General features: G+C 72.6%; 18 protein-coding genes. 10 read left to right on the top strand and 8 right to left on the bottom strand.

Annotation, left to right across the window (positions count from 1 at the left end; genetic code table 11):
• Positions 1-13: 13 nt before the first annotated feature.
• The 5 genes from ABEA26_RS20345 to ABEA26_RS20365 form a co-directional block, all read right to left on the bottom strand.
• On the bottom strand, positions 14-3,133 hold the full coding sequence (locus ABEA26_RS20345; RefSeq protein WP_345594170.1) for an efflux RND transporter permease subunit: 3,120 nt from the start codon (positions 3,131-3,133) through the stop codon (positions 14-16).
• Positions 3,134-3,311: 178 nt separating this feature from the next.
• On the bottom strand, positions 3,312-3,995 hold the full coding sequence (locus tag ABEA26_RS20350; protein ID WP_345594171.1) for a response regulator: 684 nt from the start codon (positions 3,993-3,995) through the stop codon (positions 3,312-3,314).
• A complete protein-coding gene (locus ABEA26_RS20355; protein ID WP_345594173.1) occupies positions 3,992-5,287 on the bottom strand; it encodes a sensor histidine kinase in 1,296 nt (431 codons plus the stop codon). Before ABEA26_RS20355 ends, ABEA26_RS20350 begins: the two co-directional genes overlap by 4 nt.
• 97 nt (positions 5,288-5,384) lie before the next feature.
• Complete coding sequence (pspAA, locus tag ABEA26_RS20360; protein ID WP_345594175.1) at positions 5,385-5,669, bottom strand: PspA-associated protein PspAA; 285 nt, start codon at positions 5,667-5,669, stop codon at positions 5,385-5,387.
• Positions 5,670-5,689: 20 nt separating this feature from the next.
• Positions 5,690-6,481, bottom strand: a complete 792-nt coding sequence (locus ABEA26_RS20365; protein ID WP_345594177.1) for a PspA/IM30 family protein — start codon at positions 6,479-6,481, stop codon at positions 5,690-5,692.
• 231 nt (positions 6,482-6,712) lie between these two features.
• Here ABEA26_RS20365 and ABEA26_RS20370 point away from each other — a divergent pair, with 231 nt between their 5' ends.
• The 3 genes from ABEA26_RS20370 to ABEA26_RS20380 all read left to right on the top strand — a co-directional run bounded on the left by ABEA26_RS20370 (position 6,713) and on the right by ABEA26_RS20380 (position 9,396).
• Positions 6,713-7,390 (top strand): DUF3043 domain-containing protein, encoded by a 678-nt coding sequence (locus ABEA26_RS20370; RefSeq protein WP_345594179.1) that lies wholly within the window; start codon positions 6,713-6,715, stop codon positions 7,388-7,390.
• 83 nt (positions 7,391-7,473) lie between these two features.
• Positions 7,474-8,175, top strand: a complete 702-nt coding sequence (locus tag ABEA26_RS20375; RefSeq protein WP_345594180.1) for a class I SAM-dependent methyltransferase — start codon at positions 7,474-7,476, stop codon at positions 8,173-8,175.
• A gap of 102 nt (positions 8,176-8,277) precedes the next feature.
• Positions 8,278-9,396 carry a S1C family serine protease gene (locus ABEA26_RS20380; RefSeq protein WP_345594182.1) on the top strand — a complete coding sequence of 373 codons (1,119 nt, stop codon included), beginning with the start codon at positions 8,278-8,280 and terminating at the stop codon, positions 9,394-9,396.
• Positions 9,397-9,439: 43 nt separating this feature from the next.
• On the opposite strand, the gene ABEA26_RS20385 is transcribed toward ABEA26_RS20380, so the two are convergent.
• Positions 9,440-9,721, bottom strand: coding sequence for a hypothetical protein (locus ABEA26_RS20385; RefSeq protein ID WP_345594186.1), 282 nt, complete (start codon positions 9,719-9,721; stop codon positions 9,440-9,442).
• 236 nt (positions 9,722-9,957) lie between these two features.
• Between ABEA26_RS20385 and ABEA26_RS20390 the strand changes: the two genes are divergently transcribed.
• Positions 9,958-11,157 (top strand): bifunctional adenosylcobinamide kinase/adenosylcobinamide-phosphate guanylyltransferase, encoded by a 1,200-nt coding sequence (locus ABEA26_RS20390; RefSeq protein ID WP_345594188.1) that lies wholly within the window; start codon positions 9,958-9,960, stop codon positions 11,155-11,157.
• Between the two features lie 174 nt (positions 11,158-11,331).
• On the opposite strand, the gene ABEA26_RS20395 is transcribed toward ABEA26_RS20390, so the two are convergent.
• Positions 11,332-12,150, bottom strand: a complete 819-nt coding sequence (locus tag ABEA26_RS20395; RefSeq protein WP_345594190.1) for a class I SAM-dependent methyltransferase — start codon at positions 12,148-12,150, stop codon at positions 11,332-11,334.
• A 171-nt stretch (positions 12,151-12,321) separates the two neighbouring features.
• On the opposite strand from ABEA26_RS20395, the gene cobT reads away from it, so the two are divergent.
• Both cobT and ABEA26_RS20405 read left to right on the top strand, forming a co-directional pair.
• Positions 12,322-13,398 carry a nicotinate-nucleotide--dimethylbenzimidazole phosphoribosyltransferase gene (cobT, locus tag ABEA26_RS20400; RefSeq protein ID WP_345594192.1) on the top strand — a complete coding sequence of 359 codons (1,077 nt, stop codon included), beginning with the start codon at positions 12,322-12,324 and terminating at the stop codon, positions 13,396-13,398.
• A gap of 135 nt (positions 13,399-13,533) precedes the next feature.
• Entirely contained in the window at positions 13,534-14,328 is a 795-nt protein-coding gene (locus tag ABEA26_RS20405; protein WP_345594194.1) for an adenosylcobinamide-GDP ribazoletransferase, read from the top strand.
• Positions 14,329-14,415: 87 nt separating this feature from the next.
• On the opposite strand, the gene ABEA26_RS20410 is transcribed toward ABEA26_RS20405, so the two are convergent.
• The gene (locus ABEA26_RS20410; RefSeq protein WP_345594196.1) at positions 14,416-15,198 is read right to left on the bottom strand and encodes an endo alpha-1,4 polygalactosaminidase; all 783 of its coding nucleotides are present in this window, start codon (positions 15,196-15,198) and stop codon (positions 14,416-14,418) included.
• A 271-nt stretch (positions 15,199-15,469) separates the two neighbouring features.
• Here ABEA26_RS20410 and ABEA26_RS20415 point away from each other — a divergent pair, with 271 nt between their 5' ends.
• The 4 genes from ABEA26_RS20415 to ABEA26_RS20430 all read left to right on the top strand — a co-directional run bounded on the left by ABEA26_RS20415 (position 15,470) and on the right by ABEA26_RS20430 (position 21,588).
• Positions 15,470-16,996: a leucyl aminopeptidase gene (locus ABEA26_RS20415; protein ID WP_345594198.1), complete on the top strand. Its 1,527-nt coding sequence runs from the start codon at positions 15,470-15,472 to the stop codon at positions 16,994-16,996.
• 450 nt (positions 16,997-17,446) lie between these two features.
• On the top strand, positions 17,447-18,835 hold the full coding sequence (gene lpdA / locus ABEA26_RS20420; protein ID WP_279563750.1) for a dihydrolipoyl dehydrogenase: 1,389 nt from the start codon (positions 17,447-17,449) through the stop codon (positions 18,833-18,835).
• 63 nt (positions 18,836-18,898) lie between these two features.
• On the top strand, positions 18,899-20,707 hold the full coding sequence (sucB, locus tag ABEA26_RS20425) for a 2-oxoglutarate dehydrogenase, E2 component, dihydrolipoamide succinyltransferase (RefSeq protein WP_345594200.1): 1,809 nt from the start codon (positions 18,899-18,901) through the stop codon (positions 20,705-20,707).
• A gap of 257 nt (positions 20,708-20,964) precedes the next feature.
• Positions 20,965-21,588, top strand: coding sequence for a GntR family transcriptional regulator (locus tag ABEA26_RS20430; protein ID WP_345594202.1), 624 nt, complete (start codon positions 20,965-20,967; stop codon positions 21,586-21,588).
• Positions 21,589-21,824 lie beyond the last annotated feature (236 nt).

Consider the following 21,824-nt stretch of genomic DNA (forward strand, 5'->3'; position numbering starts at 1 on the left):
TTCTCGCGCGGACTCAGACGTTCGCGGGCTCCGGTTCGTCCGATGCCTGCGACGGGGACGGCGCGTCGCCGTTCTTCTTCGCCGCCTTCTTCTTCGCGCGCCGCTCCTTGCGCAGCTCCAGCATCGCGTAGAGCGTCGGGACCAGCAGCAGGGTCAGCAGGGTCGACGTGATCAGACCGCCGATCACCACCACCGCCAGCGGCTGGGCGATGAAGCCGCCCTCGCCGGTGACGCCCAGCGCCATCGGCAGCAGGGCGAAGATCGTCGCCAGGGCCGTCATCAGGATGGGCCGCAGACGGTGCCGGCCGCCCTCGATGACCGCTTCGACGACGCCGTAGCCCTGCTTGCGGTACTGGTTGATCAGGTCGATCAGCACGATCGCGTTGGTGACCACGATGCCGATCAGCATCAGCATGCCGATCATCGCGGGGACGCCCATCGGGGTGCCCGTCGCCAGCAGCAGGCCGATCGCGCCGGTCGCCGCGAACGGGATCGACACCAGCAGGATCAGCGGCTGGGCCAGCGACCGGAAGGTGCCGACCAGCAGCATGAACACGATCGCGATCGCCGCGAGCATGGCCAGGCCCAGGTTGACGAACGCCTCGTCCTGGTCGGCGGTGACGCCGCCGATCTCGGCGGTGGCGCCGGCCGGCAGGTCCAGCCCGTTGATCTCCGACTGGAGTTCCGTGCCCACCGCGCCGGTGTTGTCGCCGGTCGGCTTGGCCGTGACGGTCGCCGAGCGCTGCCCGTCGATGCGGGTCATCGACACCGGACCGTCCACCAGCTCGACCGTGGCGATGTCGCCGAGCTTGGCCGGACCCAGGTTCAGGGCCTTCAGCTGGGCCAGCGTCTCGGCCGGCTGGGCCGACTTGATGACGACGTCGCGCTCGGTGTCCTCCAGCACCGCCTTGGCCGCCGGGGTACCGCGCACGGCCTGGGCGACGGCCGCGCCGAGTGTCTGGTCGGTGAACCCGGCCTCGGCGGCCTTCGCGTTGGCCTTGACCGAGATGCGCGGCACGCTCTGCGCCAGGTCGCTGGTCACGTCGGTGACGTCGTCGAGCCCGGCGACCGTCTCGCGGACCTCCTCGGCGGCCTCACGCAGCACCTGCGCGTCGGCCGCCTTGACGACGACGCTCAGGTCCTGGCTGCCGAAGCCGCCACCGGCGCCGACCGTGGTGGTGCCGACGCCGTCGAGCTTCGCGAGCCCGTCCTCGATGTGGTCCTGGACGTCCTCGGTGGACGCCGAGTCCTCCAGCATGAGCTGGTACGTGGCCTGGTTGGTGTCCGTGCCGCCGCCGAAGGCGGCCATGAAGCCGGACGAGCCGATGGTGACCTGGAAGTCCTTGATGCCCTCGGTCTCACCGAGCAGCTTCTCGACCTTCTTGGCCTGGGCGTCCGTCGCCGCGAGGCTGGTGCCCGGCTCCAGCTCCTGACTGATGCTCAGGACCTTCTGGTCGCCCTGGTCGAAGAAGTTCGTCTTCAGCAGCGGCGCCATGGCGAACGTGCCGATGAGCACGACGACCGCGATGGCCAGGCTGGACAGGCGGCGGCGGGTGGCGAAGCCCAGGACGGAGACGTAGAGGCGCTGGAGGCGGCTCTTGGCCTCCTTCTCCTCGGCCAGCCGGCGGGCCTCGTCCGCGTCCTCGGGCGTGTTCTTCGGCGGACGCAGGAACCAGTACGACAGCACCGGAACGACCGTCAGAGACACCAGCAGGGAGGCCAGCAGCGCGGCGGTCACGGTCAGGCTGAACGAACCGAACAGCTCGCCGACCATGCCGCCGACCAGGCCGATCGGCAGGAACACGGCCACCGTGGTGAGCGTGGCGGAGGTGACCGCTCCGGCGACCTCGCGGACCGCCTTGAGGATGGCCTCGCGGCGCTCCTCGCCGTAGCCGAGGTGCCGCTTGATGTTCTCCAGGACCACGATCGAGTCGTCGACGACCCGGCCGATGGAAATGGTCAGGGCGCCCAGCGTCAGCATGTTCAACGACAGGTCGCGGGTCCACAGGACGATCAGGGCGAGCACCACCGACAGCGGGATGGAGACCGCGGTGACCAGGGTGGAGCGGATGGACGCCAGGAAGACCAGGATGACCAGGACGGCGAAGATCAGACCGAGGCCGCCCTCGGTGGTCAGGCCCTTGATCGCCTTGGACACCGCCGGGCCCTGGTCGCTGACCACGGTGAGCGTCGCGCCGGAGCCGAGCTGCTCGCGCAGTTCGGGGAGCTTGTCCTCGACGGCGTCGGAGATCGCGACCGCGCTGCCCTCGTGGTCCATCGTCACGGCGACGGCGAGGGACGGCTTGCCGTCGGTACGGGTGAGGGAGGTGGCCTTGGCCTCCTCCTCCTCGACGGTGGCGACGTCACCGAGGCGGACCGGCTTGTCGACGCCCTCGCCGGTGACCATGAGGTCCTGGATCTGCTTCAGCGAGGTGTAGCCGCCGCCGACCTGGACGGTGCGGTTGGCGCCCTCCTCGTCGAAGGAGCCTGCGGGGACGGTCGCGCCGCCGGCCTGCAGGGACTGGGCGAGGGCCTGCGGGGCCACGCCCGCCTTGGCCAGCTTCGCCTGGTCGGGCGTGACGGTGACCTGGACGTCCCGGACGCCGTCGATCACGACCTGGGCGACCCCGTCGATGTCCTTCAGCTCCGAGACGACCGTCTTGTCGAGCTGGTCGGCCAGCGCCTGCTGGTCCTTGTCCGAGGTGACGGCGAGGACGACGGTCGGGATGTCGTCCGTCGACCCGGAGATGACCTGCGGGTCCACGTCGTCCGGGAGCTGGGCGCCGGCCCGGTTGACGGCCTGCTGGACGTCGGCGACGAGCTGCTGGGTGTCCGGGCCGTAGTCGAAGGACGCCATGATGACGGCGGTGCCCTCACTGGCCGTCGAGGTGATGCCCGAGATGCCGTCGACGGCTTCGAGACTGTCCTCGATCGGTTCGACGACCTGCTTCTCGACCACGTCCGGCGAGGCACCCTGGTAGGGAGCCAGCACGGAGACCATGGGCAGTTCGATGGTGGGCAGCAACTGCTGCTTGAGCTGGGGGATCGCTATCGCCCCGAAAACGAGCGCGACGATCGACATCAGCCCTATCAGGGCCCGTTGCGCGAGGCTGAATCTCGACAGCCAGGACATGGATCAGGGTCTCTCTTCTGTGGCCGAGCGGGGGACGGGGCACATGCAGCGCCACACGTGGACGCCACACGTGAGCGCCCACCCCACACCATGGGCCATGGACGACCCCGGTTCCCTAGGCCCCAGGTCCATTTCCTTATCCGACGCATACTCCCGCCGCAGTACACCCGGGCCGGGGTCACTCCACCCTTGGACGTACCAGCCCGGATTCGTACGCGATGACGACCAGCTGGGCCCGGTCGCGGGCGCCCAGTTTGGACATGGCCCGGTTGACATGGGTCTTGACGGTGAGCGGGCTGACCTCCAGCCGCTCGGCTATCTCGTCGTTGGAGTGTCCGCCGGCGACCTGGACCAGCACCTCCCGCTCACGCACCGTCAGCGTGTCCAGCCGCTCGGCGCGGGCGGGGTCGCGATCCTCACCGGCCGTGCCCTCCTGCGCGAGGAAGCGGGCGATCAGCCCTTTGGTGGCGACCGGGGACAGCAGCGCCTCGCCGCCGGCCGCGACGCGGATGGCGTTGAGCAGTTCCTCGGGTTCGGAGCCCTTGCCGAGGAAGCCGGAGGCACCCGCGCGCAGCGACTGCACCACGTAGTCGTCGACCTCGAACGTGGTCAAAATGACCACCCGGACATGGGCGAGGGCCGGGTCCGCGCTGATCAGACGGGTGGCGGCCAGGCCGTCGGTGCCGGGCATCCGGATGTCCATCAGCACCACGTCGGCCCGCTGTTCGGCGGCCAGCCGGGCCGCCTCCGCGCCGTCGGACGCCTCCCCCACCACCTCCATGTCGGGCTCGGAGTCGACCAGGACCCGGAAGGCGCTGCGCAGCAACGCCTGGTCGTCGGCGAGCAGGACACGGATCGTCATACGGGGCCCTCCGCGGCATCGGTGCGGTTCCTGACCGGAAGGATCGCATGGACCCGGAAACCGCCTCCGTAGCGGGGACCGGTGGTGAGGGTGCCGCGCACGGCGGTGACGCGCTCGCGCATGCCGAGCAGGCCGTGACCGCCTCTGTCGGTGACGGCTCCGGCCAAGACGTCGGAGACCCCGGCAGGGGCGTCGGAGACCCTGGTGGAGGCGCCGGGGGCCCCGGCCGGGGTGTCGCCCTCGCCGCCGCCGTCGTCGAGCACGGTGACTTCGATGTTCGGTCCGACCCGGACGATGCTGACCTCGGCCTTCGCCCCCGTCCCGGCGTGCTTCTGCACGTTCGTCAGCGCCTCCTGGATGATGCGGTAGGCGGCCAGGTCGACGGCGGTGGGCCGGTCGGTGCCCTGATCGGTACGGGCCACCTCGATGTGCAGCCCGGCGTGGTGGAAGGTGGCGACGAGTTCCCCGAGACGGTCCAGGCCGGGGGCGGGTTCGGTCGGGGCCTCCGGGTCGTCGGACTGACGGAGCAGACCGACGGTGGCGCGCAACTCGCCCAGCGCGGAGCGGCTGGCCTCCCGTACGTGGGCGAGGGCCTCCTTGGCCTGGTCGGGCCGTTTGTCCATGACGTGGGCGGCGACCCCGGCCTGAACGTTGACCAGGGCGATGTGGTGGGCGACCACGTCGTGCAGGTCGCGGGCGATGCGCAGCCGCTCCTCGGCTACACGGCGGCGGGCCTCCTCCTCCTGGGTCCGCTCCGCCTTCTCGGCCCGGTCCCGGATGGCCTGGACGAAGGCGCGCCGGCTGCGGACGGCGTCCCCGGCGCTGGCGCCGATGCCGGTCCAGGCGAAGACTGCGAGGTTCTCCTGCGCGTACCAGGGCAGGGACCCGGCGAGCATGGCGGCGCCGGTGAGCACCGTCATGGTGAGCAGGCCGACCCGCCAGGTGGTCGGGCGGTCGGTGGAGGCGGCGACGGTGAAGAGGGCGACGACCGCGGACATGACGACGGGCGCGCGGGGCTCGCCGGTGACGCCCTCGACGATGGCGACACCGCCGGTGACCGCGAGGATCACCAGGGGGGCGCGGCGGCGGAAGACGAGGGCGGCGGCGCCGACGGCCATGAGGGCCAGACTGAGCACGTCGGGGGTGCGCAGGGCCCAGCTGACCCCTTCGGGACCGTGCGGGTCCACGAAGGAGCCGGCGACCATGCACACCAGGACGGCGGCCGCGATGGCCGTGTCCAGGGCGTAGGGATGGGCGCCGATGGTGCAGCGGGCGCGGGCGAGGGTGCTCACGGCGTTTTACGGTAGCTGGAGTGGGCGTGACCCGATGGCCCGCCCGCGTCCAGTGACCGCCGGCCGGAGGGACGCGCCCCCGGGTCGGCTGAAAGGGTCACGCCCCGCCCGGGATCAGGCCGTCGTCGCTCAGCAGTTCCTGGACGTCCTCCAGAGTGGCGTCCGGGGACGGCAGGATGAGGTCGGACGGCTCCAGGAAGTCGTCCGGAACGGGCTCGCCCAGCTCTCGGACCTTGGCCAGAAGAGCCTGGAGGGTCGCGCGGAAGCCGGGGCCGTCGCCGTTCTCCATTTCGGCCTGGAGCTCGTCGTCCAGCTTGTTCAGCTCGGCCAGACGGCCGTCGGCCAGCGTCAGCTGGCCCTCCCCCATGATCCGTACGATCATGTCGCCCTCCTAGGCGTGGGCTACTGCTTGTCGAAGCGCGGAGTGTCCTGCGGCTGCTGCTGGGACTGCGCCTGGCCCTCGCCCTGGCCGCCCTCGATGGCCTGCCGGTCGGAGGCGCTGCCCCCGGAGAGCTCGGCCTTCATGCGCTGCAGTTCCAGCTCTACATCCGTACCACCCGAGAGCCGGTCCAGCTCGGCCTGGATGTCGTCCTTGTGCATGCCGGACTGGTCGTCCAGGGCGCCGGAGGCGAGCAGTTCGTCGATGGCGCCGGCCCGGGCCTGGAGCTGGGCGGTCTTGTCCTCGGCCCGCTGGATGGCCAGGCCGACGTCGCCCATCTCCTCGGAGATGCCGGAGAAGGCCTCGCCGATGCGGGTCTGCGCCTGGGCCGCGGTGTAGGTGGCCTTGATGGTCTCCTTCTTCGTACGGAAGGCGTCCACCTTGGCCTGGAGGCGTTGGGCCGCCAGGGTGAGCTTCTCCTCCTCGCCCTGGAGCGTGGCGTGCTGCGTCTCCAGGTCGGTGACCTGCTGCTGGAGCGCGGCGCGCCGGGAGAGCGCCTCGCGGGCCAGGTCCTCGCGGCCCAGCGCCAGCGCCTTGCGGCCCTGGTCCTCCAGCTTGGACGACTGGGACTGGAGCTGGTTGAGCTGGAGCTCCAGGCGCTTGCGGCTGGTCGCCACGTCGGCGACACCGCGGCGCACCTTCTGCAGCAGCTCCAGCTGTTTCTGGTACGAGTAATCGAGGGTCTCGCGCGGGTCCTCGGCCCGGTCAAGGGCCTTGTTGGCCTTCGCGCGGAAGATCATCCCCATACGCTTCATGACACCGCTCATGGGCTTCGCGCGCCCCCTTCTGACCGACTTCGGCTCCAGCACCTGCGACAGAACCCACAGTACGGGCCCTGCATCCATTACCGCACTGTTCGGGGACGGATGCGCTCATCCCCAAGGACGACTGCGTACGCTCCCGGTCCGGCGTAGGGAGTAGGTGGCCCCCGGGTTGTCCGGAATGACCCGGTGGCCGAGGGCGTACGCAACGTCCCCTCTGTCCATTTGCAGACGACCGGTGTTGCCGGATCGTTCCCCACCGGGCTGGGGTCCACACCCCGAGACCCCGTACCCTTGGGTTTTGTGTTCCGTAGCCGTGCCAAGGAAGAGAAGGCACCGAGCCTCGTCAAGACGCCGGTGACCGACTCCAATCAGCCCCGTGACCCGCAGGCCCCCAAGGGAAGGCCGACGCCCAAGCGCAGTGCGGCCCAGTCCCAGCGCCGCAGCGTCGCCAACACTCCGATGACGCGCAAGGACGCCGCCAAGCGCCAGCGCGAGGAGCGCCGGACCGCGATGGCCCGACAGCGCGAGGCGCTGGCGAAGGGCGACGAGCGGTACCTGCCGGCCCGTGACAAGGGCCCGGTCCGCAAGTTCGCGCGCGACTTCGTCGACTCGCGGTTCAACATCGCGGAGTACTTCCTGCCGATGGCCGTGATCATCCTCGTGATGAGCATGATCCAGATGCCCGTTCTGCAGAACGTGGCACTGCTGCTGTGGCTGGTCGTGATCGTCGCGATCGTGCTGGACTCGATCGTCACCGGCTTCCGGCTGAAGAAGCGCCTCGCCGAGCGCTTCCCCGACGACCGCAGGCGCGGTGCCGTCGCCTACGCGCTGATGCGCTCCCTCCAGATGCGCCGGCTCCGGCTGCCCAAGCCCCAGGTCAAGCGCGGGGAGCGGCCCTGAGCACGACGCCGTTCGCCGGCGACGCGGCCGGTACCTGGCTGAACGGGCTGGGTGATCTGCGGGACGTCGTACGGCAGGAGCTGGTGGCCCGGCAGCTGGACGAGCAGATAGCCGGGCGTTTCCCGGTCGGCAAGCGGCTGCGGGTGCTCGACGTCGGCATGGGGCAGGGCACTCAGGCGCTGCGGCTGGCCCGGGCCGGGCACCAGGTGACCGGCCTGGAGCGGGACGCCACCATGATCTCCGCGGCGCGCGACGCCCTCGCCTGCCAGCCCGAGGGCATCCGGGAGCGGGTGCGGATCATCGAGGGCGACGGCCGGGACACCGGCGTGCACTTCCTGCCGGGCAGCTTCGACGTGGTGCTCTGCCACGGCGTGCTCATGTACGTCGAGGAGCCCGACCCGCTGCTCGCGGGACTGGCCCGGATGCTCGCGCCGGGCGGGCTGCTGTCGCTCCTGGTACGCAACGGCGACGCGCTCGCCCTGCGCCCGGGCCTGCACGGCGAGTGGGCCGGCGCGCTGGCGGCCTTCGACACCACCCTCTACCACAACCACCTGGGCCTCGACGTCCGCGCGGACCGGCTGGCGACGCTGACGGCGAAGCTCGCGAGCATCGGCGCCCCGCTGCGCACCTGGTACGGCGTGCGCGTCTTCACGGACGCGGCGCCCGACGGCGCCCCGGTCCCGGACGACCTCGAGATCCTGCTGGCCGCCGAGGCGCGGGCCGGCCGGACCGACCCGTACCGCGGGGTAGCGGCGCTGCTCCACCTGTGCGGGGTACGGGGGTAGCGGCGCTGCTCCACCTGTGCGGGCGTGCGGGGTAGCGGCGCGCGGCGCCCGTTCGGGTGTTCACCGGGAGCCGGGGTTCCCGTGCGCGGTGAGACTCGGGGCATGGATGCTTCCCCCGCCCGTCGTGTCTGCCGTACCCGCCGTACCCGTGTGCCGCCGAGGCTGCTTTTCCCGGGCGCCGCGCTGGTCTGCTCCCTGCTGCTCGTCGCCGGCTGCTCCGACACCGGCGCCGGATCCGGCCCGAAGGCCCCGAGCGCGCGGGAGGCCGACACGGCTCAGGCAGCCGCGCCGTTCGCGGCCAACGACCTGCAGGCCGACTACGAGCGGGTGATCAAGGACGTGCTCCCGTCGGTCGTGCAGATCCAGGCGGGCGACTCCCTGGGCTCGGGGGTCGTGTACGACGACAAGGGACACGTCGTCACCAACGCGCACGTCGTCGGGGAGAGCAGGACCTTCCGGGTGACGACCGCCCGCAACGAGGAGGCCCTCGCCGCCGAGCTGGTCTCCTCCTACCCCGAGCAGGACCTCGCCGTCATCAGGCTGGAAAGGGTGCCCGACGGCATGAAGGCGGCCCGCTTCGGCGACTCCTCGAAGGTGGACGTCGGGCAGATCGTGCTGGCGATGGGCTCGCCGCTCGGGCTGTCCTCCAGCGTGACGCAGGGCATCGTGTCGGCGGTCGGACGGACCGTCACCGAGGGCAGCAGCGGGGGTGGTACGGGCGCGACCATCGGCAACATGGTGCAGACCTCCGCGGCCATCAACCCCGGCAACAGCGGAGGCGCCCTGGTGAACCTCGACGGCCAGGTCATCGGCATTCCGACGTTGGCCGCGACCGACCCGGGCCTCGGCGACAGCGCGGCGCCCGGCATCGGGTTCGCGATCCCGGCGTCTATGGTGAGGACGATCGCCGGCCAGATCATCGAGGACGGCCGGGTGACCGACTCGGGCCGTGCGGCGCTCGGCGTCACCGCCCGTACGGTCGTCGACGACGGCTACCGGCCCGCGGGCGTGGCCGTCGTCGAGGTGAGCGACGGCGGAGCCGCCGACAAGGCGGGGCTGCGACCCGGGGACGTCGTCGTCCGGCTGGGCGACACGGACATCACCACGATCACCTCGCTGGCCGAGGCGCTGGCGTCGATGCGGCCGGGCGACCGGGCGAAGGTGACCTACACCCGCGACGGCGACGAACGGACCGCCGAGGTCACGCTGGGCGAGCAGTGACGGGGCGAGGCCGGCCCGGTCCGGGGCCGGCCCCTCCCGCCGGTCAGGCCTTCGGCTCGTCGGCAGCCTCGGCCGTTCCGGCTGTTTCGGCTGTTTCGGCTGTTTCGGCCGCCTCGGCCTCTTCGGCGTGCAGGCTCATCGGGCCGTAGATCTCGGTGGCGTCCTCGAACAGCCGCACCTGGTCGGTGCCGCCCTCCTTGAGGTCCTTCCAGTACTCACCGATCCAGGACTCGGCGTCCCCTTGCGTCGTGAACTCCTCGGGCTGCACCGCGGGCGGGACCTCCGTCCCGTCCGCCGTCTCGAACCGCCACGTCCATGCCGCCATGTACGCCTCCAAGAAATGTGAGCACATGCAGAGCGGAACCCGGATCTTGGTCCGGCCTCCGCCCGCAGCCTATGCGCTGAGCCGGACGCGCCGTAGAAGGCCGGGAGACAAGAGCGGGCCGGGACCGGGGTCGGACGGGGACCGGAGGGGCCGCCCGCGCTCCGTAGAGGACCGCCCCGCGCCCCATAGGGGGCCTCGGGCGCGCATGTCGCGGGGCGACCGGGGAAAATCGGTGCGTGGACGTGACTCTGCTCGGCACCGGTGCCCCCGCGGGACTCCCCCGCCCCGACTGTCCCTGCGCGGCCTGTGCCGCGGCCCAGGGCGAGAACGCGCGCGCGGCGACCGCGCTGCTGGTGGACGGGGCGCTGCTGCTCGACCTGACGCCCGGCGCCGCGTTCGCCGCCGCGCGCGCCGGGCACTCCCTGACCGGCGTACGGCAAGTGCTGTTGTCGCACCCGCACGACGGCCCCGCCGTGGAGGTGCCGGCCGGGCTGCCGCAGCCGGGGCGGGTGCCGGACGGGCGGGAGCTGGCGCTGCTGACCGGGCACCGGGTGCGGGCGGTGGCGATGGACTCGCCGGGCACCGGGTACGCCGTGAGCGGTCCGGACGGGCAGCGGCTGCTGTATCTGCCGCCGGGCGGGGCGCCGGCCGGTCTGGAGGAGCCCGCCGAGACGTACGACCTGGTCCTCGCGGACGTCGTGGGGCGGCCGGACGCGCTGGCGAGGCTGCGGGCGGTGGGCGCGGTCGGCCCGACGACGGACGTCGTCGCCGTCCACCTCGGCCACGACGTGCCTCCGGGGCCGGAGCTGGCGCGGCGGCTCTCGGCGGCCGGGGCGCGGGCGGTTCCGGACGGGACGACGCTGGTGGTGGGCTCCTACGAGGACGTGCCCGACGTGCCGCGGCGCACGCTGGTGCTGGGCGGGGCCCGGTCGGGGAAGTCGCTGGAGGCCGAGCGCCGGCTGGAGGCCTTTCCCGAGGTGCTGTACGTCGCGACGGGTGGTTCACGCAACGGGGACACCGAGTGGGCGGCACGGGTCTGCGCCCACCGGGAGCGGCGGCCGGGCTCCTGGCGCACCGTCGAGACGTGCGACCTGGTCCCGCTGCTGAAGGACGACGGGCCGGCGCTGCTCGTCGACTGTCTGTCGCTGTGGCTGACGGACGCGATGGACGCCGTCGGGGCGTGGGACGACGCGGAATGGGCCGACGGCGGGGAACGGGCCCTGCGGGACCGGGTGCGGGAACTGACGGAGGCGGTCCGCGGCACGCGGCGCACCGTCGTCGCGGTGTCGAACGAGGTGGGTTCGGGGATCGTGCCGGCCACCGCGTCGGGCCGCCGCTACCGGGACGAACTCGGGCGGGTGAACGCGGCGTTCGCGGGTGAGTGCGAGCAGGTGCTGCTGGTGGTGGCGGGACAGGCACTGGTGCTGCGCGGCTGACGGGCGCCGCGGGTCCCACGGGCGGTGCGACGAGGTTCACGGGCGGTGCCGCGGGTCCTGCCGCGGGTCCCGCAGTGCTGCGGGACCCGCGGCGGTACTGCCGTCCTACCGGCGGTACCGCGGGACCCACCGGCCGTGCGGGACCCACCCGCGGTGCGGGATCCACCGGTGGCGCTACGCAACCGACGGGTACCGCGGGCCTGACGGGTACCACGGGGGTGACGGGTACCACGGGGCTGACGCGTCCTTGCGCGCGATGACGCGGTGGGCCCGCGCGCCGGTGAGCACCGTGCAGCCCTGTGCCGCCAGTTCGACGCGCAGCCCCGCCGGGTGCGAGGCGCCGGGCGTGAGGACGAGCAGGCGGCGCGGGTCCACCACGTCCACGAGCAGATGACCGCCGGGGCGGAGCACATGGAGGGCGGCACGCAGTTCGGCGCGCGGGTCCGGGACGCGCTCCAGGTGCTGGAAGAGGCTGACGACGTCGTAGCGGGCGCGCAGGCGTGCCGCGATGTGCGGGTCCGTCAGACGGCCGACGAACGCCTCCTCGACGCGCTCGACCGCGCGGGCGCGCAGGACGCGGCGGCTGGGGTCCAGGCCGTCGAAGGAGGTGTACGGAAAGTGGGCGCGCGCGGTGTGGGGGAAGTCGGCGTCGCCGGTGCCGACATCGAGCCAGCTCTCGGGGTCGGGGCAGCGGCGGAGCATCGCGCGGGCGGCCAGGCCGTGTCTCAGACGGACTCCGGCCCGGACCAGTGAGTGTTCCGGGCCGGGCGTGGGCGGGGGGTTGCGGAAGGCGTGCCGGCAGTCCGAACAGCGTTCCAGGACGGACCTGCCGGGGGCGGCCCGGCGCGGGTCCTCGCGGCGCGGGCGGGTGCGCAGTCGCCGGGAGCCGCACCAGGGGCAGTCCTCGCGGTGCGGCCCGTACCGGGGCACGGGAGGCACCGGGGGGACGGAAGGCCGTGCCGACGGGTCGGAGGGTGTGGAGGATCCGGACATGGGCGGCTCCCGGCACGAGAGGAGAGGAGGAGAGCGGTCAGAAGGACGACATACGACAATTCAGGCAAAACGTTACGTAGGTGTTCACGATCCGGAGTGCAACGACGCAGCGCGGGCGCGGTGCGCACCGGTCCGCCGTAGCGTTCGACCGGGGCCGGTACTGTTCGGCGAATGAGCTCGCTGAATCTCGACGACTTCACCGATCTGATCGAGCGCCCCGACGGCGGGGTGCGCCGCGACGCCGAGGCGCGCCGGGAGCGTCAGGTCGTCCCGCCCGGATCGCTGGGCCGCCTGGACGACCTGGGTGAGTGGCTGGCCGCGGCGCAGTCCGCCGTACCGGTGCGGCCGGTCGAACGGCCCCGGGTGGTGCTCTTCGCCGGCGACCACAGGATCGCCGAGCTGGGCGTCTCGGCGCGGCCCGCGGGCACCGCCGCGGACCTGGTGCGGGAGGTGCTGGAGGGCGGCCGGCCCGTGTCCGTGCTCGCCCGGCGGCTGAGCGTGCCGGTCCGGGTCGTCGACATGGCCCTGGACTGCGACGCGGAGACGTTGCCGGCCGAGGTCGCGGGGCACCGGGTGCGGCGCGGCGGCGGGCGCATCGACGTCGAGGACGCGCTGACCCTCGAGGAGGCGGAGGCCGCCTTCCGGGCCGGGATGGCGGTAGCCGACGAGGAGGCCGACTCCGGTACCGATCTGGTGGTGCTCGGCGATGTGAGCGTGGGCGGGACCACGGCGGCGGGCGTGCTGGTCGCCGCGCTGTGCGGGACGGACGCGTCCGTCGTCACCGGGCGGGGCGGGCTGGCGATCGACGACCTGGCCTGGATGCGCAAGTGCGCGGCGATCCGCGACGCGCTGCGCCGGGCCCGGCCGGTGCTCGGGGACCAGTTGCGGCTGCTCGCGACGGTGGGCGGCGCCGATCTCGCCGCCATGACGGGCTTCCTGCTGCAGAGCGCGGTGCGGAAGACGCCGGTGATCCTGGACGGCGTCGTGACGGCCGCGTGCGCGCTGGTCGGGCAGCGGGTCGCCTTCCGGGCGCCGGACTGGTGGCTGGCCGCGCACGACAGCGGGGAGCCGGGCCAGACCAAGGCGCTGGACCGGATGGCCCTGGAGCCGCTGCTGTCCCAGGGCGTGACCGTGGGCGAAGGGGCCGGGGGCCTGCTGGCGTTGCCGCTGGTACAGGCCGCGGCGGCGTTGGCGGCGGAGCTTCCGGTGGTATCCGACGGTGAGGCGGCCCCGGCCGACGATCAGTGAACCGGCGCGGCCCGGGTCGCCCGGGTCGCGCCGGTGCGCGTGCGGGTGGGGGGGCGTGTCGCGCTGCCACCGGTCTCCCGTACGCGCACTTGGGGCGGGGCTCGTGCCCCGGTGACCGGCGGGTAGTCTGCGCCGGTGTTCAGGACCCCCTTCCCCGACGGCCTCCGTTTCGCGTTCGGCACCCTCACCGTGTTCCCGGTCAGGGTGACCCGTTGGGACCGGGAGGCGGCGCGTGGCGGCATGCTGTGCGCGCCGCTGGCCGGGCTGGCCGTCGGCGCCGCCGCCGCGGCCGTCGGGCTCCTGCTGCTGTTCCTGGGCGCGGGGAGTCTGCTCGCCGCGGTTGCCACGGCCGCCGTGCCGGCCGTGCTCACCCGGGGGCTGCACCTGGACGGGCTGGCCGACACCGCGGACGGGCTCGGCAGCGGGAAGCCCGCCGAGGACGCGCTGCAAATCATGAAACAGTCGGACATCGGGCCGTTCGGCGTACTCTCCCTGGTTCTCGTGCTGTTCGCCCAGGTGGCCGCGCTGGCCCAGGCCTACGACGCCTCCTGGGCGCGGGGCGCGCTCGCGGCCGTCGTCTCGGCGACCGCCGCCCGGCTGGCGCTCACGCTCGCCACCCGGGCCGGGGTGCCCGCCGCCCGCCCGGAGGGGCTGGGCGCGGCGGTGGCAGGGGTGGTGCCGTTGGGTGGCGCGCTGGCCGTCGCCGCCACCGTCACTGCGGGCGGGGTGGCGGCGGGCGCGTTCATCGGGACGTACGACGGACCGTACGGCGTGATCGGGGCGGCGCTCGCCGTGCCGGCCGCCGTCGTCGTCGCCGAACTGCTGCTGCGGCACTGCGTCCGGCGCTTCGGCGGGGTCACCGGTGACGTCTTCGGCGGGGTCGCGGAGACGGCCGCCACCACCGCCCTCGTGGTGCTGGTCCTCGGCTGAGCCCCCGCAACCCGCGACCCGCGCCCCGGAGTCCGCGACTCACGACCCGGGGTCCGCGACTCACGACCCGGGGTCCGCGATCCGGGGTCAGCAGGCCTCGCGCCACGCCCCGAGTTCGTACTTCTTCAGCATCGAACTCAGCCGCAGCTCACGGGAGTCGTCGCAGAACCGTTCGGCCGGCAGCTCGTACTCGACGTGGAAGACCGCCTTGTCCGCGTCGATGAACGGCTGGTTGTCGGCACACTCGCCGTACTGGGCGCACTGCTCGTTGACCGCGAAGTCGAAGTCGTCCACCAGGTCGGGGATCTGGTCCAGGTCGTTCTTCAGTCCGACGGCCATGCCCCGGTCGTGGGCGAGCTTCGCGATGAGCCGGTTGTAGCGGAGCTGGTCGTCGGCGGTGAGGGGGAAGCCGGTCTCGTTCTTGTAGCCGTCCATGTTGTCGGGCTCGACGGCGTCGAAGCCCTTCTCGCGGCACATGTCGACGCGCTCGGCCATCAGCGGCTCCAGGACGTTCGTCGCCCGGATGTCCAGCCAGCGTTCACCCTCCCAGCCGTTGCCCTTGCCCAGTACCGACTTCGGGAACTCGTCGGCGTCGGGGCGGAAGTCCTCCCAGGCGCCGGTGGACAGGTAGCAGATGACCTTGCGACCGTCGTCGTGCAGTGCGGCGACCGTCGCGCCGGTGTGGTCGAAGCCGTCGATGTCGTAGACGGGCACGTCGACGGAGGTGTCGAGCTTTCCGCTGAGCTGCCACTGCCAGGCGGTACCGGGCCGGGGCTGCCAGTGGTCACGGGCTTCCGGTTCCGCGTCGGGGGACGCCGTGCAGGCCGTGAGCAGCAGGAGCAGGGCTATCGACAGGGCCGGGCGTCTCACGGGAGTACTCCAGGGGCGGGGGGTGGTGGCGTACGCCAGGAATGATCTCGCATCCCCCGGTGCCGTACGGCGCCGTCCCGGGTGCCCGGCGACGAACCACGGACCCGCGGGAGAGAGCGAGCGCGGTCGCGAGCGTAGGCTCGTGCCGGGTGTTCGCCCGCCCAGGCGGAGACCGCACCGCAGGAGAGATCCAGGGTCGGTTGTCGGGCCCGGTCGACCCACCCGCATTCGGCCATGACAAGACTTCATACGGAAGCGAGAATTCACCACCGTGACTGCTCTCACTCTCTCCACCGCCGCGGCGCCCGGCCTGCGGGCCGACGCGATCGTGATCGGTGTCGCCAAGGGCAACAAGGGCCCGGTCGTCGCTCCGGGCGCCGAGGCCGTGGACAAGGCGTACGACGGCCGGCTCGCCGGCGTCCTGGAGACCCTCGGTGCCTCCGGTGCCGAGGGCGAGGTGACGAAGCTGCCCGCGCCGGCCGGCTTCAAGACACCCGTCGTGGTGGCGGTGGGCCTCGGCACCGAGCCCGAGAAGGACGCCGGATTCGACGCCGAGGCGCTGCGCAGGGCCGCCGGTGCTGCCGCCCGTGCGCTCACCGGCTCCAAGAAGGCCGCCTTCGCCCTCCCGCTCACCGAGGCCGCCGACGCCGGCGCCGTCGGTGAGGGCGTGCTGCTCGGCGCGTACTCCTTCGAGGCCTACAAGGAGTCCGGCAAGGACGCGAAGGCGAAGAACGGCAAGGCTCCGCTGGCCGAGGCCGCGCTGCTCGGCGGCAAGCCACGCGACAAGGCGTACAAGGCGGCCATCGAGCGCGCCGCGGCCGTCTCCGAGGAGCTGAACCGCGCCCGCGACCTGGTCAACACCCCGCCGAACGACCTCGATCCCGAGGCGTTCGCGGCCGTCGCGCAGGCCGCCGCCAAGGAACACGGCATCAAGGTGCAGGTGCTCGACGAGAAGGCGCTCACCAAGGGCGGCTACGGCGGCATCCTCGGCGTCGGCGCCGGTTCGGCGTCGGGTCCGCGCCTGGTGAAGCTGTCGTACACGTCGCCCAAGGCGACGAAGTCCCTCGCCTTCGTCGGCAAGGGCATCACCTACGACTCGGGCGGCATCTCGCTGAAGCCGGCCGGGCACAACGAGACCATGAAGTGCGACATGGCCGGTGCCGCCGCCGTGTTCGCCGCGGTCGTCGCCGCCGCGCGCCTCGGCCTGGAGGTCAACGTCACCGGCTGGCTGGCGCTGGCCGAGAACATGCCGTCGGGCTCCGCGACCCGCCCGGGTGACGTGCTGCGCATGTACAGCGGCAAGACGGTGGAAGTACTCAACACCGACGCCGAGGGACGGCTCGTGCTCGCCGACGCGCTGTGGGCGGCCTCGCAGGAGAAGCCGGACGCGATCATCGACGTGGCGACCCTGACCGGCGCGATGATGGTGGCGCTGGGCAGCCGGACGTACGGGATCATGGCGAACGACGACGCGTTCCGTGCCGCGGTGCACGACGCGGCGGAGGAGGTCGGCGAGCCGGCGTGGCCGATGCCGCTGCCGGAGCACCTGCGCAAGGGCATGGACTCGGCGACCGCCGACATCGCGAACATGGGTGAGCGGATGGGTGGCGGCCTGGTGGCCGGCCTGTTCCTGCGCGAGTTCGTCGGCGAGGGCATCACCTGGGCGCACCTGGACGTCGCGGGCCCGGCCTACAACGAGAGCGGGCCGTTCGGCTACACGCCGAAGGGCGGGACCGGTACGGCTGTGCGGACGCTGGTGCGGGTCGCCGAGCGGGTCGCCCTCGGCGACCTCGGGTGACGTTCGCCTGAGAGCCTGAGAGTCCGGGGGCGCGGGGATTCGCCGGCTGCGGGTCCGTCGGGGGCGCTTCTCGCCCACGCGGCGGAGCAGCGGACCGAACACGGCCCCGCGCCCCCGGGAGGCGTCCCGCCGTCGGCGGCCTGCTGTCCCGGCCCGTCCGGTCACGCCGTCGGCGGCCTGCTGTCCCGGCCCGTCCGGTCACGCCCACACGGCAGAACCGCGGACCGAACACGGCCCCGCGCCCCCGGGAGGCGTCACCTCCTCCCGCGGCGCCAGTGAACGTGGGACGTCTCACACCCCGGCCCCACGTCTCGTCCGCCCCCTACAAGTGCGAAGATGGGGCTCGGCAGGACAGGGCCCACCCAAGGGCCGAGAACAATGAGCGGCCGGACACCAGCCGCCGACCGGTCACTGGAGACCGGCGTGGCGCACATGCATGGAGGACGTGACGTGGCGAACGACGCCAGCACCGTTTTCGACCTAGTGATCCTCGGCGGTGGCAGCGGTGGTTACGCCGCGGCGCTGCGCGGGGCGCAGCTGGGCCTGGACGTCGCCCTGATCGAGAAGGGCAAGGTCGGCGGTACCTGCCTGCACAACGGCTGCATCCCCACCAAGGCTCTGCTGCACGCGGGTGAGATCGCCGACCAGGCCCGCGAGAGCGAGCAGTTCGGTGTGAAGGCCACCTTCGAGGGCATCGACATGGCGGCCGTCCACAAGTACAAGGACGACGTGATCGCGGGCCTGTACAAGGGCCTGCAGGGCCTGATCGCCTCGCGCAAGGTGACCTACATCGAGGGTGAGGGCCGGCTGTCCTCCCCCACCTCCGTCGACGTGAACGGCCAGCGGGTCCAGGGCCGCCACGTCCTGCTGGCGACCGGCTCCGTGCCGAAGTCGCTGCCGGGCCTGGAGATCGACGGCGACCGGATCATCTCCTCCGACCACGCGCTGGTCCTGGACCGCGTGCCGAAGTCCGCGATCGTCCTGGGCGGCGGCGTCATCGGCGTCGAGTTCGCCTCGGCGTGGAAGTCCTTCGGCACCGACGTCACGGTCGTCGAGGGCCTCAAGCACCTCGTGCCGGTCGAGGACGAGAACAGCTCCAAGCTGCTGGAGCGCGCCTTCCGCAAGCGGGGCATCAAGTTCAACCTGGGCACCTTCTTCCAGAAGGCCGAGTACACCCAGGACGGCGTCAAGGTCACCCTCGCCGACGGCAAGGAGTTCGAGGCCGAGGTCCTGCTCGTCGCCATCGGCCGCGGCCCGGTCTCGCAGGGCCTGGGCTACGAGGAGGCCGGGGTCGCCATGGACCGCGGCTACGTCCTCGTCGACGAGTACATGCGGACCAACGTCCCGACGATCTCCGCCGTCGGTGACCTCGTCCCGACCCTCCAGCTCGCGCACGTCGGCTTCGCCGAGGGCATGCTGGTGGCGGAGCGGCTCGCCGGCCTGAAGACCGTCCCGGTCGACTACGACGGCGTGCCGCGGGTGACGTACTGCCACCCGGAGGTCGCCTCCGTCGGTATCACCGAGGCCAAGGCCAAGGAGATCTACGGTGCGGACAAGGTCGTCGCCCTGAAGTACAACCTGGCGGGCAACGGCAAGAGCAAGATCCTGAAGACCACGGGCGAGATCAAGCTCGTCCAGGTCAAGGACGGTGCCGTGGTCGGCGTCCACATGGTCGGCGACCGCATGGGCGAGCAGGTCGGCGAAGCCCAGCTGATCTACAACTGGGAGGCGCTGCCGGCCGAGGTGGCCCAGCTCGTCCACGCCCACCCGACGCAGAACGAGGCGCTCGGCGAGGCCCACCTGGCACTGGCCGGCAAGCCCCTGCACTCCCACGACTGACCTCCCTCGGTCACTGGGCGCGACGACACAGACTTCCGCAATTCTTAAGGAGCAACCGAAACCATGGCGGTTTCCGTAACCCTTCCGGCGCTCGGCGAGAGCGTCACCGAGGGCACCGTCACCCGTTGGCTGAAGGCCGAGGGTGAGCGTGTCGAGGCCGACGAGCCGTTGCTCGAGGTCTCGACCGACAAGGTCGACACCGAGATCCCGGCCCCCGCCTCGGGTGTCCTGTCCTCCATCAAGGTCGCCGAGGACGAGACCGTCGAGGTCGGCGCCGAGCTGGCGCTGATCGACGACGGCACCGGCGCCCCGGCCGCCGAGCAGGCCCCGCAGGCCGAGCAGGTCGCCGAGCCGGCCCCCGAGCCGGCGCCGGCCGCCCCCTCCACCGAGCAGGCCGCCCCGGCGCCGGCTCCCACCGCCGAGGCCGCCGCCGGCGGCTCCGCCGAGGGCACCGACGTGGTCCTGCCCGCGCTCGGCGAGTCCGTCACCGAGGGCACCGTGACCCGCTGGCTGAAGTCGGTCGGCGACAGTGTCGAGGCCGACGAGCCGCTGCTCGAGGTGTCCACCGACAAGGTCGACACCGAGATCCCCGCCCCCGCCTCCGGCACCCTGCTGGAGATCGTGGTCGGCGAGGACGAGACCGCGGAGGTCGGTGCCAAGCTGGCCGTCATCGGCGCCGCCGGTGCCGCGCCCGCCGCCGCTCCGGCCGCCCCCGCGGCCCCGGCCCAGCCCGAGCCCACCCCGGCTCCGGCACAGGCAGCCCCTGCCGCTCCGGCCGCCCCTGCCGCTCCGGCCCCGCAGGCGCCCTCGGCTCCCGCCCCGCAGCAGCAGACCACCCCGGCGCCCGACCCGGCGCCCTCCGCCCCGGTGCCCGCGCCGGCCCCGGCTGCCGCTCCGGCTGCCCCGGCCGCCGCCCAGCCGGTGGACGACGGCGCCTACGTCACCCCGCTGGTGCGCAAGCTCGCCGCCGAGAACGGCGTCGACCTGTCCACCGTCAAGGGCACCGGCGTCGGCGGCCGCATCCGCAAGCAGGATGTGACCGCCGCCGCCGAGGCCGCGAAGGCCGTCGCCCCGGCTCCGGCCGCCGCTGCCGCCGCCGTGGCTGCCGGGGGCCCTGCCGCGAAGAAGGCCCCCGTCCTGGAGGCCTCCCCGCTGCGTGGCCAGACCGTCAAGATGCCGCGCATCCGCAAGGTCATCGGCGACAACATGGTCAAGGCGCTGCACGAGCAGGCGCAGCTGTCGTCGGTCGTCGAGGTCGACGTCACCCGCCTGATGAAGCTGCGCGCCCGCGCCAAGGACGGCTTCGCGGCGCGTGAGGGCGTCAAGCTCTCGCCGATGCCGTTCTTCGTCAAGGCCGCGGCCCAGGCGCTGAAGGCGCACGCGCCCATCAACGCCAAGATCAACGAGGCCGAGGGGACCATCACCTACTTCGACACCGAGAACGTCGGTATCGCGGTGGACTCCGAGAAGGGCCTGATGACCCCGGTCATCAAGAACGCCGGTGACCTCAACCTGGCCGGCATCGCCAAGGCGACCGCCGACCTGGCGGGCAAGGTCCGGGCCAGCAAGATCAGCCCGGACGAGCTGGCGGGCGCGACGTTCACCATCAGCAACACCGGTTCGCGCGGTGCGCTGTTCGACACGATCATCGTGCCGCCGGGCCAGGTCGCCATCCTCGGCATCGGTGCCACGGTCAAGCGTCCGGCCGTCATCGAGACGGAGGAGGGCACGTCCATCGGCGTCCGCGACATGACGTACCTGACCCTGTCCTACGACCACCGCCTGGTGGACGGCGCCGACGCCGCCCGTTACCTGACGGCGGTCAAGGCGATCCTGGAGGCTGGCGAGTTCGAGGTCGAGCTCGGCCTGTAACCCCTCTGCCAGTGGGTCTGTACGGTGCCCCCGCCCGGAGCTGTCCGGGCGGGGGCACCGTCGTATCCGTCCGTATGCGGCGTGTAAGCCTCGTCTCACCTGCGTGAAAGCGCCCCCGTGCGCCCTTCCCGCCCGCCGCGACGGCCGTATTGTCTAAGCGTCGAACGCCCCAGGGTCCCGCCCCGCCCGGCCACCAACCCTCAACGAGGCCCTACGGGCCGCTGTACTGGATCCGGGACCTTCCCGAAGGAGCTCTCATGACCGCGCCCGTCGTCCACTCGCTGCGCGAACAGATCCGCGAGCACATCCTGGAAGGGATCATCAGCGGACGCTGGCAGCCGGGCGAGCGGATCGTGGAGCGTCGGATCGCCACCGAGCTGGAGGTCAGCCAGACCCCGGTGCGGGAGGCACTGCGGGAGCTGGAGTCGCTGCGGCTGATCGAGTCGGCGCCGAACAAGGGCGTGCGGGTGCGCAATCTGACCGCCGCCGACCTGGAGGAGAGCTACCCGGTCCGGGCCGGCCTGGAGGCGATCGCGGCCGAGCTGGCGGCGGACCGGCTCGCCTCGGACTGCTCGGCCCTCGAGCCGCACGTCGCCGCGCTGTACGAGGCCGACCGGGTGTCCGACGGTACGGGCCAGGTGCGGCACACGGTGGGCTTCCACCGGGAGCTGGTGCGGGCGGCCGGCAACTCGGTGCTGCTGCACACCTGGGAGGGCCTGGGCATCGAGGTGTTCACGGCGCTGTCGATACGGTGGCTGGGCACGGTGCAGCAGTCGTACGCGGAGGAGCACGAGGAGCTGGTGGCGGCGTTCCGGCGACGCGACCCCCGCATCCCCGAGATCGTCAAGGCCCACGTCCTCGGCTGCGCGCCCCGGGCGTAGTTCTTCGCCCCCGCCGCCCCTTCCCGACCCGACCTGGGGGCTGCGCCCCCAGACCCCCTGTTTCGCGCAGTTTCCCGCGCCCCTCGAGGGGCGCGGGAAACTGCGGAGCAACCCCGATGCGCCCCCGCACCCGCCACACACCGAAACCACCCGAGCTCCACCACGCTCACCTGCACAAACCGCCAACTTCCAGGTCACCCCGTGCCACCGCCGGAGGCACCGCGTGCCGACTTTCT

Source organism: Streptomyces marokkonensis, from assembly GCF_039539045.1.
Taxonomy (GTDB): Bacteria; Actinomycetota; Actinomycetes; order Streptomycetales; family Streptomycetaceae; genus Streptomyces; species Streptomyces marokkonensis.